The sequence below is a fragment of the Micromonospora sp. CNZ322 genome (assembly GCF_007827755.1).
Window position 1 is genome coordinate 130,764 of record NZ_VITD01000012.1, and the last position, 14,118, is coordinate 144,881.

At 69.7% G+C, this 14,118-nt stretch carries 12 protein-coding genes and 1 pseudogene; 8 read left to right on the forward strand and 5 right to left on the reverse strand.

Annotation, left to right across the window (positions count from 1 at the left end; all coding sequences use genetic code 11):
* Positions 1-91: 91 nt before the first annotated feature.
* Both FB453_RS25335 and FB453_RS25340 read right to left on the reverse strand, forming a co-directional pair.
* On the reverse strand, positions 92-1,657 hold the full coding sequence (locus FB453_RS25335) for an alpha/beta hydrolase (protein WP_186718525.1): 1,566 nt from the start codon (positions 1,655-1,657) through the stop codon (positions 92-94).
* A gap of 69 nt (positions 1,658-1,726) precedes the next feature.
* Positions 1,727-4,555 carry a BTAD domain-containing putative transcriptional regulator gene (locus tag FB453_RS25340; protein ID WP_186718527.1) on the reverse strand — a complete coding sequence of 943 codons (2,829 nt, stop codon included), beginning with the start codon at positions 4,553-4,555 and terminating at the stop codon, positions 1,727-1,729.
* Positions 4,556-4,739: 184 nt separating this feature from the next.
* Here FB453_RS25340 and wrbA point away from each other — a divergent pair, with 184 nt between their 5' ends.
* Complete coding sequence (wrbA, locus tag FB453_RS25345) at positions 4,740-5,348, forward strand: NAD(P)H:quinone oxidoreductase (RefSeq protein WP_091399821.1); 609 nt, start codon at positions 4,740-4,742, stop codon at positions 5,346-5,348.
* A gap of 93 nt (positions 5,349-5,441) precedes the next feature.
* Here the strand turns inward: wrbA and FB453_RS25350 are convergent, their stop codons facing one another.
* Positions 5,442-6,044 carry a class I SAM-dependent methyltransferase gene (locus tag FB453_RS25350; protein WP_145794197.1) on the reverse strand — a complete coding sequence of 201 codons (603 nt, stop codon included), beginning with the start codon at positions 6,042-6,044 and terminating at the stop codon, positions 5,442-5,444.
* A 53-nt stretch (positions 6,045-6,097) separates the two neighbouring features.
* Here FB453_RS25350 and FB453_RS25355 point away from each other — a divergent pair, with 53 nt between their 5' ends.
* The 3 genes and pseudogenes from FB453_RS25355 to FB453_RS25365 all read left to right on the forward strand — a co-directional run bounded on the left by FB453_RS25355 (position 6,098) and on the right by FB453_RS25365 (position 8,373).
* Complete coding sequence (locus FB453_RS25355; protein ID WP_145794199.1) at positions 6,098-6,877, forward strand: hypothetical protein; 780 nt, start codon at positions 6,098-6,100, stop codon at positions 6,875-6,877.
* A 76-nt stretch (positions 6,878-6,953) separates the two neighbouring features.
* Positions 6,954-7,790: pseudogene (locus FB453_RS25360) on the forward strand (alpha/beta fold hydrolase).
* On the forward strand, positions 7,783-8,373 hold the full coding sequence (locus FB453_RS25365) for a TetR/AcrR family transcriptional regulator (protein ID WP_145794201.1): 591 nt from the start codon (positions 7,783-7,785) through the stop codon (positions 8,371-8,373). Before FB453_RS25360 ends, FB453_RS25365 begins: the two are co-directional and overlap by 8 nt.
* A gap of 326 nt (positions 8,374-8,699) precedes the next feature.
* On the opposite strand, the gene FB453_RS25370 is transcribed toward FB453_RS25365, so the two are convergent.
* Positions 8,700-9,584 carry a CDP-diacylglycerol diphosphatase gene (locus FB453_RS25370; protein WP_486480440.1) on the reverse strand — a complete coding sequence of 295 codons (885 nt, stop codon included), beginning with the start codon at positions 9,582-9,584 and terminating at the stop codon, positions 8,700-8,702.
* Between the two features lie 139 nt (positions 9,585-9,723).
* On the opposite strand from FB453_RS25370, the gene FB453_RS25375 reads away from it, so the two are divergent.
* On the forward strand, positions 9,724-10,038 hold the full coding sequence (locus FB453_RS25375; RefSeq protein ID WP_145794206.1) for a chorismate mutase: 315 nt from the start codon (positions 9,724-9,726) through the stop codon (positions 10,036-10,038).
* Between the two features lie 19 nt (positions 10,039-10,057).
* Here FB453_RS25375 and FB453_RS25380 read toward each other — a convergent pair whose 3' ends face one another.
* Positions 10,058-10,942 carry an IclR family transcriptional regulator gene (locus FB453_RS25380; protein ID WP_486480441.1) on the reverse strand — a complete coding sequence of 295 codons (885 nt, stop codon included), beginning with the start codon at positions 10,940-10,942 and terminating at the stop codon, positions 10,058-10,060.
* A gap of 69 nt (positions 10,943-11,011) precedes the next feature.
* On the opposite strand from FB453_RS25380, the gene FB453_RS25385 reads away from it, so the two are divergent.
* From FB453_RS25385 to FB453_RS25395, 3 genes are all read left to right on the forward strand, one after another.
* Positions 11,012-12,259: an ABC transporter substrate-binding protein gene (locus tag FB453_RS25385; protein WP_186718529.1), complete on the forward strand. Its 1,248-nt coding sequence runs from the start codon at positions 11,012-11,014 to the stop codon at positions 12,257-12,259.
* Positions 12,260-12,335: 76 nt separating this feature from the next.
* On the forward strand, positions 12,336-13,289 hold the full coding sequence (locus tag FB453_RS25390; RefSeq protein ID WP_145794214.1) for a carbohydrate ABC transporter permease: 954 nt from the start codon (positions 12,336-12,338) through the stop codon (positions 13,287-13,289).
* On the forward strand, positions 13,286-14,116 hold the full coding sequence (locus tag FB453_RS25395) for a carbohydrate ABC transporter permease (RefSeq protein WP_145794216.1): 831 nt from the start codon (positions 13,286-13,288) through the stop codon (positions 14,114-14,116). Before FB453_RS25390 ends, FB453_RS25395 begins: the two co-directional genes overlap by 4 nt.
* The last annotated feature ends 2 nt before the right edge of the window (positions 14,117-14,118 follow it).

The window sequence follows — 14,118 nt, forward strand, 5'->3', positions numbered from 1 at the left end:
AGCCACCGGGTAGGGGACCTGACCGACAGGCCGTCGGATGGGTCGCACTACCTACCGTGAGCTGGGGCGTCACCGTGACGATGTCGACCCGTCAGACCGGGGCGGCCGGGCAGCTCGCTCCGGTCGGCGGTGTGGTTCTGGTGATGAGGTACCGCTCCACCTGACGACGGGTGCACTCGGTCCGTGGGTAGCTGGCGTGGCCCGACCCCTCGTAGGTGACGAGGTGGCCCCGGCTGCCGAGCTGGCGCACCACCCGTTGCGCCCCGTCGTACGGGGTGGCCGGGTCGTACCGTCCGTTGAGCACCAGCAGCGGCGCGCTCGTCCGTACCCGCAGCTGATGTTGCGGGTTGGTCGCCGTCCAGCCCAGGCAGATCGCGCCGAAGCGGACGGCCAACGGGGAGGCCCGCAGGTGCGGTGCGGCGGCGCGGGACAGTTCCAGATACCGGTTCCAGTCGGCGAACCCGTCGATCGGCAGCGACCAGTCCTGGCAGAACGCCGGTAACGCGTACTCGGTCAGGTCCTTGTCGCCGTCGACCGGCACCATCGGGGACGCGAGTGAGGCGGGCTCGCCCCGTTCCAGCGCGAGCAGCATGTTCGCGAGATCGGCCCAGGTCGCGTCGAAGAAGTTGACGAAGGTCGCGAACCCAAGCTCGAACCAGGTCAGCGGGGTGCCGGTGGCCGCGTCGACAAGCGTGCCGGCATCGGCACGGCGCATCAGTTGGTCGTAGAGCGCCGGCACGTCACGTCCGTGCAGCGCGCAACCGGAGTTCCGCTCGCACCAGGTCACGAACTCGTGGAACAGCGCCTCGTTACTGGCCGCCCCGCTGCGGAAGTACTCCCGGACCCCCTGGCTGTGGTCCATCACGCTGTCCATGACCAGTGCGCGGACGCGGTCGGGGAACAGCTCGGCGTAGGACTGCCCGATCAGTGTGCCGTAGGACCACTGATAGAAGCTCAGCTGTCGCTCACCGAGTGCGGCCCGGATGGCGTCCGTGTCACGCGCGACGCTCACACTGTCCAGGTGGTCGAACAGTGGGCCACTGTGAGCGCGGCAGTCGTCGCGCAACTGGCGGTTGTAGGTACGGAGTCGCTCGAACTCCGCAGCGTTGACGGGTGCCAGGGAGGGGTGCTGGCCCAGCAGCTCCGATGAGCAGCGCACCGGTGCGCTACGGACCGTGCCCCGGGGGTCGAAGCCGACGATGTCGAAGCGGCGCAACACGTCCGGCCCGAGCTGGCTGGCGGCCGTCAACGCCACGTCCACCCCGGACAGGCCGGGACCGCCGGGGTTGAAGACCAGGACACCGATGCGGGCGGCCGGATCGGTGGCGGGTCGCCGGGCCAGGGCCAGCGGGAAGGTCTCCCCGCCCGGACGGGCCCAGTCGACCGGCAGGCGCAGGGTGCCGCACCGCGTACCCGGATCGTCGGGCTGTTCCGGGCACGCCCGCCAGTCGATCCGACCGTTCCAACCGCCGGTCGTGTCCGCGGCGACGGGTCCGGTGCCGCCGGCCGTCGGCGTGGTGCCCGCGAGCGACGGTGGGGCGTTGAGCGAGAGGGCGACGAGGACCGCGACGACGGCCGAGAGGCTACCGAGGAGCCGCCGGCGTCGACGGGCGACCCCGCGGGGATGCCGGAAGGTGGTTCTCTTCGTGGTCAACATTCGTCCAGCCTGCCGACGCCCGGTCCACGTCGGATCCATGCCGGTCCGCAGCCGCTCGGCGCAGGGCATTCACCGGTACGCCTCAAGCCGTTCGGACAGCACAGTGGCCTGCGGATGACCGACCCGGTCGAGGATCACCAACGCCTGCCGCCACAGGTCGACCGAGGTGTCGTGGTCGCCCACCGCCTGATGGGTGTCGCCGAGGCGGACGAGTGTGTCCGCCCGTCCGCAAGGGTCCTGGACGTCGGAATAGAGCGCCAGCGCGCGCCGGTAGCAGTCCGCAGCGGTCGGATGCTTCCCGAGGCCCTGATAGGCGAATCCGAGGCTGTCCCAGGTGTGGGCCGCGCCGAGCCGGTCCTCGGCCTCCTCGTAGAGCGCCAGCGCCTGCTCGCAGTAGGTGATGGCGCGGGCGTGCTCGTCCAGCCGCGCGTGGCTCCAGCCGAGAGCGTTGAGCGCCGCCGCCTCGCCGAGCCGGTCGTCGGTGCTGCTGGCCAACGCCAGTGCCTCCCTGGCATGCGGCAGTGCCGCCCCGGCGTCGCCCTCGATGTCGGAGAGCCAGGCGAGGTGCAGGTGTGCGCTGGCCTGCCCCGGGCGGTCGCCGGCCTGGTCGTACCGTGCCATCGCGCGCCGGAGGTGATGGTGGGCCGCATCGAACCGGCGGTGCTGGATGTGGGCCAGCGCGAGGTCCCGGTGGGCCAGCGCCTCGGCCCGTGGATCACCGCGGCGCTGCGCGACCGTTACCGCGATGGCCTGTACGGCGGCCAGGTCGTGCCACTGTGAGAGCCGGCTGAGCAGGGGAGTGAGGGCCTGGGCGAGGTGCCCGGCGTGGGCGTCGAAGCTGTGCGTGACCGCGTCGTCGACGGCGGCCAGCAGCACCCGCTGTTCGATGGTGAACCAGGCCAGCGCGGCCCGGTGGTCGGCGAACGCCGACGGTGACGCGTCGGCCGGCAGGGGCGGCGGATCGAGCGGCTGCCAACCAGCGTCGACCAGCCTTGCCGCGTCACGGGCGACACGCAGGTAGTGGTCAAGCAGGCGCCTGCGGACGGCGCTACGGTCGGCCGGGCGGTCGAGCGCGTGCGTCAGCTCCTCCCCGTAGGCGCGGAGCAGATCGTGACAGCGGAAGCGGGTGGGGGCCTGCTCGGCCAGCAGGTTCGCCCGGGTCAACTCGTCGAGCGCCGGCCGGATCAGGGGCGGTGGCGCTCCGGCGAGGCTGGCTGCTGCCGCCGCGCTGACGTCGGCGGCGGGGTGCAGGCTGATCTGCCGGAACAGTCGGGCCGCGTCCGCGCTGAGCAGTCGGTATGACCAGGAGAGCACGGTACGCACGTCGGTGGCGGCATCGTCGGTGGCCAGGGCGGCGAGCCCGCCCCGGCTCGCCGCGAGATCGTCGGCGATGGCCTGGAGCGGAAACGTGGGCCGGGCGGCGGCTCGCGCGGCCACGATGGACAGGGCCAGGGGCAACCGCGCGGTACGTCTGATCAGCTCGTCCACCGCTGCCGGCTGGGCGGCGGCCCGCTGCGCACCCAGTCGGCGGACGAGTAGTTGGCGCGCTTCGCCGTCGCTGGGCAGGTCCAGTGCGAGGGGATGGGCGCCATCGGTGGCGACCAGGCCGGGCAGGGTGTGGCGACTCGTCACGAGCACACCGCAGCCTGTCGATCCTGGAAGCAGCGGCCGCACCTGTTTCGCGTCGCGGGCGTTGTCGAGCAGCACGAGCAGCCGTCGGTCCGCGGTCAGGCTGCGGTACAGGGCGAACTGGGCCGCCGGCTCCGCGGGGATTTCCAGGGGTTTCACACCCAGGGCGGGCAGGAGCGAGCGTACGACGACGGCCGAGGGTGACGCCTCCTGCGTCGCGGTGCCGAATCCACCCAGGTCGACGTGGAGCTGCCCGTCGGGGAAATGATGCAGGTTGTCGTGCGCCCAGCGCAGCGCCAGCCAACTCTTTCCGACGCCGCCCGTACCGGTGATGACGACGGTGCTGGCCGAGCGGGAGTCACCGAGCAGCAGCGTGGTGAGCCGGGCCAGCTCCGCGGCCCGGCCGGTGAACAACGTCGGTGGGGCCGGCAGCTGCCGGGGGATGATTCGCGACGCGACTCTTTCCGGTGGCCGCGGATCGGATGTCAACAGCTCCCGCTCCGCCCGCAGGATGCGGGTGTGCAGGTGTTGGAGGTCGGGGCCGGGCTCGACTCCCACCTCCTCGGCGAGGAGGTGGCGGAGCTGCCGGTACGTCGCCAGCGCGTCGGCACGCCGGCCGGTCCGCGCCAGGGCCACCATCAGTTGCCCCCAGGGGCGCTCGCGCAGCGGATCGGCGTCGACCTGGCTCCGCAGCGGTTCGATCAGCTCGTGATGCCGTCCGGCGCGCAGCTGGAGGTCCGCCACCTCTTCCGCCAGGCTCGACCGCTGCTCCTGGAGCCGCGCTCGGACGGAGAGCAACACCCCCCAGCCCGGGAGGCCCGCGAACGGCTCCCCACGCCAGAGCGCCAACGCGGCCTCGAACGACTCCTGGGCGGCTGGCCAGTGACAGTGCCGCAGCGCGGAATACCCGCGCTGGGCTAGGTCGTCGAAGGCCACGCTGTCCACCGTCAGCCCGTCCAGGGCGAGGCGGTAGCCGGTAGGCCCGGCGAGGATGGCGGGGTCGGGGAAGCCGGGGGAGCGCAGCGCCCGGCGCAACGCCCAGACATAGGTCTTCACGTTGCCGGCTGCCGTCTTCGGTGGGCGCCCCTGCCACAGCTCGTCGACGAGTTGGTCGATGGACCACCCGGTGCCCGGCTGCGACATCAGCACGGCCAGGAGGCGTACCTGCATCGGCGTGCCGAGGGCCAGCCGTTCCCCACAGGCCGACCGCACCTCGACCGGTCCGAGCAGTTGGTACCGCGCCGCCGGTGGCGCCCCAGCGGGGTCCATCGCCTCATCGTAGGGGCCGAACCATTCCGCCTCATCGGCTGGACGGCCGCGGCCCGCGCCCGTCTCCTGGTGTGCTCCGTCACGCAGGTGGGCATGGTCAGGACGTTGGGGTGCCGCAGAGGTGGCTGCTACAGTCGAGATTGTTGCGGCCGCAAATTTATCAGCGGCAACTACTTTGGAAAGGATGCCTCCGATGACCAAGCTCTCTGTCATCTACTACTCGTCCACCGGTACCCTCCACGCCATGGCCAAGCGCCTCGCCGAGGCCGGCGAGAAGGCGGGCGCCGAGGTGCGGCTGCGTCAGGTTCCGGAGCTCGCCCCGGCGGAGGCCATCGCCTCCAACGCCGCCTGGAGCCAGCACTTCGACGCCACGAAGAACGAGCCGAAGGCGACCGCCGACGACGTCGTCTGGGCGGACGCGGTGCTGTTCGGCACGCCCACCCGTTACGGCAACGTGGCCAGCCAGCTCAAGCAGTTCATCGACACCCTCGGCCCGCAGTGGGCGCAGGGCCTGCTCGCCGACAAGGTGTACGCCGGCTTCACCGCATCCATGACCGCGCACGGCGGCCAGGAGTCGACCCTTCTGGCGCTCTACAACACCGTCCACCACTTCGGCGGTCTGGTCGTCGCCCCGGGTTACACCGACCCGCTGAAGTTCGCCGACGGCAACCCGTACGGCGTCTCGCACGTCACCGGCGGAAGCAACGACGCCCCGCTGGGCGATGCCCAGTTCGCTGCCCTCGACCACATGGCCGAGCGGGTCGTCAAGATCGCCGGGAAGCTCAGCGCCTGAGCGCGCTGGCACGTAACGCACGCCCGCGTCGACGCGGGTGCTCAGCTGGGCGAGGGCCGGTCTCCCACGATGGGAGACCGGCCCTCGGCGTCCTCACACCGCGACCGCCGCGATGGCGGCAAGCGGCCGATGCTCGTCGGTGCCGGGCCGCCGGAGACGTTCCACCTCCCGGAAACCGGCCCGGCCGAGTCGTTCGGAGACCTCGTCGACCGGCCAGCGGTAGGCGGTCAGGACCTTGTGGTCGAAGGCGCCGACCTCCTCGGCGTCGAAGACGCCCAGGACCAACCGCCCGGCCGGGACCAGCACCCGCCGGAACTCCTTGAGCATGCCGTCGAACTCCGGCGGCGGAAGATGAATCAACGAGTACCAGGCCAGGATGCCGTCGATGGAGCCCTCGGCGACGTCGAGGCGTTCCATCGAACCGAGATGGAACTCGACGCCCGGGTGGGATGCCCGCGCATGCGCGATGAACTCGGGGACGAGGTCGATCCCCATCACGTCGACGCCAAGCTCACGAAGGTAGCCGGTGAGGTGGCCAGGCCCGCACCCCAGATCGAGCACCCGGCCGGGCCGGCTGCCCAGGTGCCGTCTGATGAGGGCGAGGTCGTCGGCGGCCACCTGCTGGCTCGTGCCGAACAGCTCGATGTAGAGCTCCGCGACGGACGTGTAAGCCTGCCGTACCGTGTCCGTTTCCATCGCGGCACTATACGGGCCACCCGACCTTGCCCAGGCGGCCTACCGTGATGGCCATGACACGTCGAGCCACACTGGCCGGCATTTCTGCGGGCCTTCTCCTGCTGGGTTGCTCGGTTGGCGCGCCGACGAAGAGCGAACCCAAACCTGAATCCGCGCCGGTGTCGGCCGCCAGCGCCGATGCCACCACGACGGCCGAGGCGATCGGCCTGCTGCGTGGCGGCACGGCGTTCGTCAATCAGACGAGTTATCGCAGCGACGTCGACATCGCCAGTCAGATCACGTCGCTGTCGCACACCGACAACGTCCACAAGCGCTTGACCGCCAAGGTTACGGCGCCGGGTGGGGTCATCGAGATCCGGATGATCGACGACGAGGTCTACATGAAGACCAGTCTGTTCCGCGGTGTCGGCGACGGATGGACGGTCCTCGACCCGGCCCGGGTGCCGTCGGACTTCGCCCTGAGCTTCGCACCGGGCAAGAACGACTCCGGCGGCTCCGGCCGCCTGATCGACGCGATCGTCACCGCACGAGCGGACGGCCCGGAGATCTCCGGGACGATCGACGCGACCCGGATTGCCGCCGGTAACGGGATCAGCTTCCGCCCCGGTCCCGGTGGTGTCTTTCCGGACAGCGCGCGCAGGCACGCGTTCCGGGCATCGCTGGACACCGAGGGTCGGCTGGTCAGCTTCCTGATGCCGGAGGCCAGCGGGCTGCCGAACGCGTCCCTGCGCTACAGCGACTTCGGTACGACAGTCACTGTCGTTCGGCCGCCCGGAGCGATCGCCGCCCCCGACGCCCTCTATCCCCAACTCGGCCTGGGCGAAGGGAAGTAGCGGCGACCGGCGTTTGCCCTCTGCGGCTAATGCGATTAGCCTTTAGCTAATCGCGTTAGCTTCAGTGGAGGGCGTCATGATCGAATACCTGGACATTGCCGGCAACACCATCGCCTACGAGGTCACCGGGCAGGGCCCACTGGTCGTCCTGGCACACGGCATGGGCGACAGCCGGCACTCGTACCGGTTCGTCGCTCCGGCCCTGGCCGCGGCCGGATACCGGGTCGCCAACGTCGACATCCGTGGCTGCGGCGACTCCAGCCTCGGCTGGGGCGGCTACAGCCGCACCGACATCGCTGATGATCTCGTCGCCGTCGTGCGCCACCTGGGCGGACCGGCCGTGCTCATCGGCCAGTCGATCAGCGGCGGTGCCGCGACCATCGCGGCCGCCACCGCGCCCGAGCTGATCGTCGGCGCCATCGAGCTGGCGCCGTTCACCCGCGCACAGTCCTTCGACCTCGGCGGGTTGGTGCGGGTGAAGCGCTTCCGGGCCGGTTACCTCCAACTGGCGCAGGTACTCATGCGGGGCAGCCTGGCGAACTGGAAGAAGTACCTCGACGTGGCGTACCCCACCAAGCCCGCCGACTGGCACAGCGAGCTGGCGCGCATCGAGGCCAAGATGAGTGAGCCCGGCCGGATGAAGGTCCTCTAGGCCATGGCCAGGACCAGCCCGGCCGACGCCGGTCGGCAACTGCCCAACGTCACCTGCCCGGTCCTGGTGATCCAGGGCAGTGCCGACCCCGACTGGGCCGACCCGCGGGCCGAGGGCGAGCGCATCCTCGCCGACCTGCCGCGAGGGCTCGGCGAGCTGGCTGTCATCGAGGGCGCCGGCCACTACCCGCACGCCCAGACGCCCGACGAGGTCCTCGCCCTGGCCCTGCCCTTCCTCGCCCGGACGCTGACCAATGCCTAAGGCCCGGCTCACCCCGGCATCGGTCACCGAAGCCGCCGCCGCGCTGGTCGACGAGGTCGGCTTCGACAACCTCAGCATGGGCCTGCTCGCCGAACGGCTCGGGGTCAAGACCCCCTCGCTCTACAAGCACGTCACCAGCCAGGCCGAGCTGGCACACCGGATCGCCGTCCTGGCCATGACCGAGGCCGGCGATGCCATCCGCGACGCCATTCAGGGCCGGTCCGGCAGCGAGGCCCTCGCCGCGGGCGCGCAGGCGATGCGGACGTACGTGCGGGACCACCCCGGCCGGTACGCGGCCGCCAACGCCACCCGCCCGACCGGCCCCGACGACCCGTTCATCCCGGCCAGCGAGCGGGTGCTCGCCTCCTGGGCCGCCATGCTCAGCGGGTACGACCTGGATCCCGGCCAGGAGATCCACGCCATGCGGACACTGCGCAGCGTCCTGCACGGCTTCGCCACCCTGGAGGCGGCCGGTGGTTTCCAGATCGACGCGTCCGTCGACGAGAGCTTCACCTGGCTGATCAACTTCATCGATCAGGGCCTTCAAGCCGGCGCCGCCAGCGGCAGCGACGCCGCCCGCTGACACCGGGAGCCTCGACCCGTACCGGCTGCTCGCGGTCGCTCAATGCGCGTTCGGCATTCTGGAGCAGGAGCTGGGCGCACTGGATGACGCGGATCCGGTCGAGCGCCTGCGCACGATCTGCGCGGCCTACCTGACCTTCGCCGAACGCCGGCCCCATCAGTACCGGGTGATGTTCGGTGCCGTCTGGGACGCTGGGCAGGCCCTTGAGCGGGCCCCGGCCATGGCGGACGAGCTAGCCGTGCTCGGCATGGGAGCTTTCGAGGTCTTCACCGGGGCTGCGCGACTCCATCATCGACCGGATGGCGCTGCTGCGCTGAGCGGACGGCTCAGGCGTACGCGAGCAGGAAGTCGACGGTGCCCGTGCCGCCGGGCTGGCCGGCCGGGACGGGTAGGCCAGGCTCGCTGTTCAGGACGTAGAACCCGCCGCTGCCGATCAGGCGGGGCGTCACGGCCAGCATCTGCACGGCCATGGTCGCCCCGGTCGGTAGCACCACGCTGTCCAGCAGGGTTCGGAAGAGGTTCCCGTTCAGGTTCGCGACGTGCAGCACCCGGTACGAGCGTGGGGCGGGCAGGCCGGTGCTCGTCAGACCCCAGATCGGCACGATCTGGTTGCGCCAGCGCGACGGGTCGTTGCTGATCGCACTGTCGTGGTTGTTGAGCTGTGTCTGGATTCCCGAGTGGATTCCGGCCAGGTGGATGTGTAGCTGGTCCTGCATCCGGATCGTCGGGTCGGCGGAGTTGACGCCCAGCCCGATATGCGGGTAGACGACGTGCCCCGGCTGCCCCGGCTGCGCGTTGTTCCACGCCTCCAGCCAGTAGTTCGGCGCGTTGGCGGTGGTGATGAACGGGCACTCGATGCCGCTGATCCGGCAACTGGGCACGAGCAGAAAGTCGTGGTTCGACCCGGTTCCTCCATTGAGGACGACGTATGTGGGAGTCGTGCGCAGACACTGGGGGAACGGTGGGCCGGTTTTCGTGCCCTCGCAGACCTGGACCCGGTCCCACAGGTCGTACCTGCCACCGGTGTCGGTGGGGTGGCCGCACAGGGTCGAGGGTGTGGGGCAGGCCGCGGCGCCCGGGCCGCCGGGGGTCGATGGGGAGGGTTCGGGGGTCGGGCCGCCGTCGGCCAGCGCCCGGTCCGCGCCGGCCAGACCCAGCAGTCCCGTGGCGCCGGCGGTCCCGGAGAGCCTGACGAACTGACGTCGTGGCATTCCGCCCATCGTCATCCTCCGTGGTTGCCGTGCCGAGGCGAACATGAACGTGTCGAGATTAGGGCGAAAGCGGGCATTCGGCGCGTCGCCCGGCGAACGGGTCGCCTGATCGTGTCGCCGTCGTGCGACGATTTCCGGCGTGGCAGAGACTGCGGCGACGTTGACCGAGATCCGTGCTCGGATCGACGAGCTGGATCGAGAACTGGTCGGGCTGCTCGCCCGGCGGGAGGCACTGGTCCGGCAGGCCGCCCCGCTCAAGAGCGACGCTCAGGCGGTCCGTGCGCCGGACCGGGTGGCGCAGGTGGTGGCCCGGGTCCGCACGTTGGCCAGCGAGGCCGGTGCCGACCCGGATCTGATCGAGCGGATCTACCGGAGCATGATCCAGTCCTTCATCGACATGGAGACCGACGAGCACCACCGGGTCACCGGCGGGTCGGCGCCGACAACGCGGTGATCGTCCGGCACGTGCGCGCTCAGGTAGCGGAGCGGCTCTCACCGTCCGGGCTCGCCACGGCGGGCGGCGCGTAGCCGAGCTCGTACGAGATCTTGTTGGCGGTCTCCAGGAGCAGCGGAAGGTTGCTCTTGAGCTGGTCGAGGCTTGCGATGACCTCGATCGCCGTGATCGAGGCGGCGGCGATGACCTGCCCCCGCGAATCCCTGATCGGCGCGGCCACACACATCACGTACGCGTCGTGCTCGCCGTTGTCCACGGCCCAGCCACAGTCGTGGATGCGGGCGAGTTCGGCTTCCAGGGCGTCGTGGTCGGTGAAGGTGGTGTCGGTGAATTTCTCGAAGACAACGTGGGAGAGAAGACGGTCGCGTTCCTGCCGGGGAAGGTAGGCCAGGATGGTCTTGCCCACAGCGCTCGCGTAGATGGACACCGCGCGTCCCACCCGCGAGGGCAGCTTGACGGCGTCGAACGCCGGGCTGTCCACCTTGTCGATATAGATGATCTCGTCGCCGGTCAGTTGCGCCAGGTGTACGGTGTGGCCGGTCGCGCGTTGCAGCGCACGCAGGTGTGCGGCCGCGGGCTGGCGGAGGTCCATCGAGCCGAGCGCGAGCTCGGACAACTCGATCAGGCCACTGCCGAGCACGTAGGTGCCCGCGCCGGTGCGGCGGACGAAGCGCGCGGACTCCAGCGTCTGGAGGATGCGCAGGGCTGTGGACTTGTGGACGCCGAGCACGTCCGCAGCCTCCGTAAGGGACAGCGGGTGCTCCGCGGATCGACGGATGAGGTCGATCGCGCGACGGATTGATTGCGCCAAGGCTGTGTCTCCCCTCGCGCGACGGGCAGCGCCGCCGCTGTCATTGCACACTATGCAATATAGATGACGCGATGCGCAATCGCCACTTGACACCGTTGCGCATGGCGCTACGATCGTTGCAATTTAATCGGTTCGATGCCAACACGTAACAGTGGAGTAACGATGGGTAATAAGCGCGCTCATTTCGGCATCGCCAGGGCGACATGTGCCCTCGGCCTGGTCGCCGCCCTCCTGACCGGTTGCGGCTCGGACGGCGATTCCGGCGACGGCGTCACCAAACTGACCTTCGCCGCCTCGACCTTCGGCGACCCGGGTCGCGGGCCGCTGTTGACCAAGTGGCTCGACGAGTTCAACCAGAGCCAGACCAAGGTCCAGGTGTCCGCCGCCGCGGTGCCGTACCCGACCTTCGGCCAGACCGTGCTCACGCAGATGGGCAGCGGCAAGGGCCCCGACCTGGTCCGCTTCGACATGCCCGAGTTCGAGGCGGCCTCGGACGCCGGCCTCATCGCGCCGCTGGACAAGGTGATCGACGCCAGCAAGTACGACCTGCTCAAGCAGCCGGACCAGTTCATGGTCCACGACGGTGTCCGGCACGGCGTCATCTTCGAGGCGTCGAACTACGCGATGTTCTACAACGCGGACCTGATCCCGACGCCGCCGACCACCTACGAGCAGTTCACCTCCACCGCGAAGTCGCTGACCAAGGGTGACGTCTTCGGCCTGGCGTTCCGTCAGACGGAGGCCGAGGAGGCCGGTGTCTGGCAGGACATCTTCAACTACGTCTACGGCTTTGGCGGTGCGTGGTCGGACGGCAAGAACCTGACGATCAACTCGCCGGAGAACCTCAAGGGCCTGCAGGCGTTCAAGGACCTGTACGACGCGAACGTGATCCCGCGCGGAGCGGACGCGGCCACCTTCCGGCGGATGTTCGCCGAGGGCAAGGTCGGGATGGAACTCAACAACGGCGGCTACGTGACCGCCACCCGCGGCCAGAACGCCAAGCTGAACTTCAACGTCGCGCCCATCCCGTTCCCGGTCCGCAAGCAGGGCGCGATCCTCGCACCGATCGTGATCAACGAGGCGAGCGAGGGCAAGGACGAGGCCGGCACCTTCATCAAGTGGGCGCTGGAGCCGCAGAACCAGGTCAAGCTGCAGGAGATCCTCGGTGCGAGCAGCGTGGCCACCACCACGCAGCGCAGCGCGGAGGCGCTCAAGGCGACCCCGTTCCTCCCCGTCTTCGACGGACTCACCGAGACCAGCCTGCCGCAGATCGTGCTGGGGTTCGAGGCCAAGACGCCGGACATCCGCAAGGTGGTCGTGCAGAACGTGGTCGCGGCACTGCAGGGCAAGGCCGACCTCAAGTCGGCCCTGGATCGCGCCCAGCAGCAGGCGAGCGAACTGGTCCGCTGACCGCTCGACACGGCGACGCTGCCGGCGCAACGATCCGTGCGCCGGCAGCGTCCTTCCCCCAGAAGGATCGAATCCGATGACTGTGGTCGAGCAGACCGGAGCACCGAAGACACCAACCCCAGGCCGGCCCCGGCGTCGGCCCAGCCCGCTGGGCAGCAAGTGGACGCCGTACCTCTTCCTGGCACCCGCCGCCCTGTTCATCCTCGTCTTCCAGGCGGTACCCCTCGTTCAGGAGGTGTATCTCAGCTTCACCAGGACGAGGCTGCTCAACCCCACCCGCAGCGAGTGGGTCGGGCTCGACAACTTCAACCGGATCTTCGGCGACCCCGAGTTCCACCGCACCCTGCTGATCACCGTCGTCTACGTGATCACCTGTGTGGTCGTCGCGATCGGCGCCGGACTCGCCGTCGCGCTCCTGCTCAACAGGAAATTCCGCGGCCGGGGCGTGGCGCGGGCGCTGGTGACCGTCCCCTGGGCCGCTCCGGGCATCGCGGTCGCGCTCATCGCCACCTGGATGCTCAACGCGCAGTACGGCATCGTGAACCGGTTCCTCGACGCGGTCGGGCTCGGCGTGCCGGGTGGCGCCATCCTGGACAGCTCGCGCTACGCGCTCCCGGCGGTGCTCGCCACTACCATCTGGCAGCTGTTCCCGTTCACCTCAGTGGTGCTGCTCTCCGCCCTGCAGTCCGTTCCGCAGGACCTCAACGAGGCCGCGACAGTGGACGGCGCCGGGCGATGGGCCACCTTCCGCGCGGTCACCTGGCAGGTCATCAAGCCGACAGTGGGCCTGTTGGCCCTGCTGATGACGATCTGGTCGCTGCGGCGGTTCGAGCTGATCTGGCTGATGACCAAGGGCGGACCGGTCGGTGCCACCGAGACGCTCGTCATCGACCTCTACTCGCAGGCGTTCGACTCGAAGGAACTCGGATCGGCGGCGGCCATCGGAATGGTCGGCGTCGTCATCTCGCTCATCGTCATCATCGGCAGCCGACTGGTCGCCCGTGCCGTGGAGAAGGGGGAGGTCCGATGAGGCGCTTCCGATTCGGTGTCACCGCACGGATCGTCGCCGTGCTCGTCGTGCTGGGTGTCGCGGTGTTCCCGCTGTACTGGATGTTCGTCACGGCGCTGTCCAGCAACAGCGACCTCTTCGCCGACAAGCCCCGGCTCACGCCCGACCTCGGCCAGTTCGGGGTCTTCGTGGACGCGCTCGCCGAGGGCAAGGCGGCCGGCTGGCTGCTCAACAGCCTGATCATCGCCGTCGGCACGATGGTTCTCTCCGTCGGCCTGGGCATCCCGCTCGGCTACGCGCTGTCCCGGTTCTCGTTCTGGGGCAAGGCCGTGCTGACCGTCGTGCTGCTGTTCACGCAGATGCTTCCCGAGGCGCTCATGGTCGTCCCGCTGTTCGCGCTGTTCCGCCGCTTCGAACTGCTCGACTCGCTGACCGGCCTCGTCCTGGTGAACTCCGCGTTCGTCCTGCCGATCGTCGCGCTGATCCTCAAGGGCGCCATCGACGGCATCCCGAAGGAGCTGGAGGAGGCCGCGCGCGCCGACGGCGCCCGGCCCTTCACCACCCTGACCCGCATCAACGTGCCGCTCATCGCGCCGTCGATCGCGGCCACCGCTGTCATCGCCTTCTTTCACGCCTGGAACGAGTACGTGTTCGCGGTGACCTTCATCTTCAACCCCGATCTGCAGCCGGCCTCCGTCGGCATCGCGAACTTCATCGGCGAACTGGGTACACCGATCCAGACGGTGATGGCTGTCGCCTTCCTGTTCACGCTGCCCGCCGTCGCCTTCTACCTGTTGGTGCAGAAGTACGTGGTGTCCGGCATGACCGCTGGTGCGGTGAAGGGTTGAGC

Bases quoted from the DNA above. Each gene is read 5' to 3' on its own strand.
- FB453_RS25395 (WP_145794216.1), top strand. From the start codon at position 13,286: ATGAGGCGCTTCCGATTCGGTGTCACCGCACGGATCGTCGCCGTGCTC.
- FB453_RS25390 (WP_145794214.1), top strand. From the start codon at position 12,336: ATGACTGTGGTCGAGCAGACCGGAGCACCGAAGACACCAACCCCAGGC.
- FB453_RS25370 (WP_486480440.1), bottom strand. From the start codon at position 9,584: ATGCCACGACGTCAGTTCGTCAGGCTCTCCGGGACCGCCGGCGCCACG.
- FB453_RS25355 (WP_145794199.1), top strand. From the start codon at position 6,098: ATGACACGTCGAGCCACACTGGCCGGCATTTCTGCGGGCCTTCTCCTG.
- FB453_RS25340 (WP_186718527.1), bottom strand. From the start codon at position 4,555: ATGGACCCCGCTGGGGCGCCACCGGCGGCGCGGTACCAACTGCTCGGA.
- FB453_RS25385 (WP_186718529.1), top strand. From the start codon at position 11,012: ATGGGTAATAAGCGCGCTCATTTCGGCATCGCCAGGGCGACATGTGCC.
- FB453_RS25350 (WP_145794197.1), bottom strand. From the start codon at position 6,044: ATGGAAACGGACACGGTACGGCAGGCTTACACGTCCGTCGCGGAGCTC.
- FB453_RS25365 (WP_145794201.1), top strand. From the start codon at position 7,783: ATGCCTAAGGCCCGGCTCACCCCGGCATCGGTCACCGAAGCCGCCGCC.
- FB453_RS25335 (WP_186718525.1), bottom strand. From the start codon at position 1,657: ATGTTGACCACGAAGAGAACCACCTTCCGGCATCCCCGCGGGGTCGCC.
- wrbA (WP_091399821.1), top strand. From the start codon at position 4,740: ATGCCTCCGATGACCAAGCTCTCTGTCATCTACTACTCGTCCACCGGT.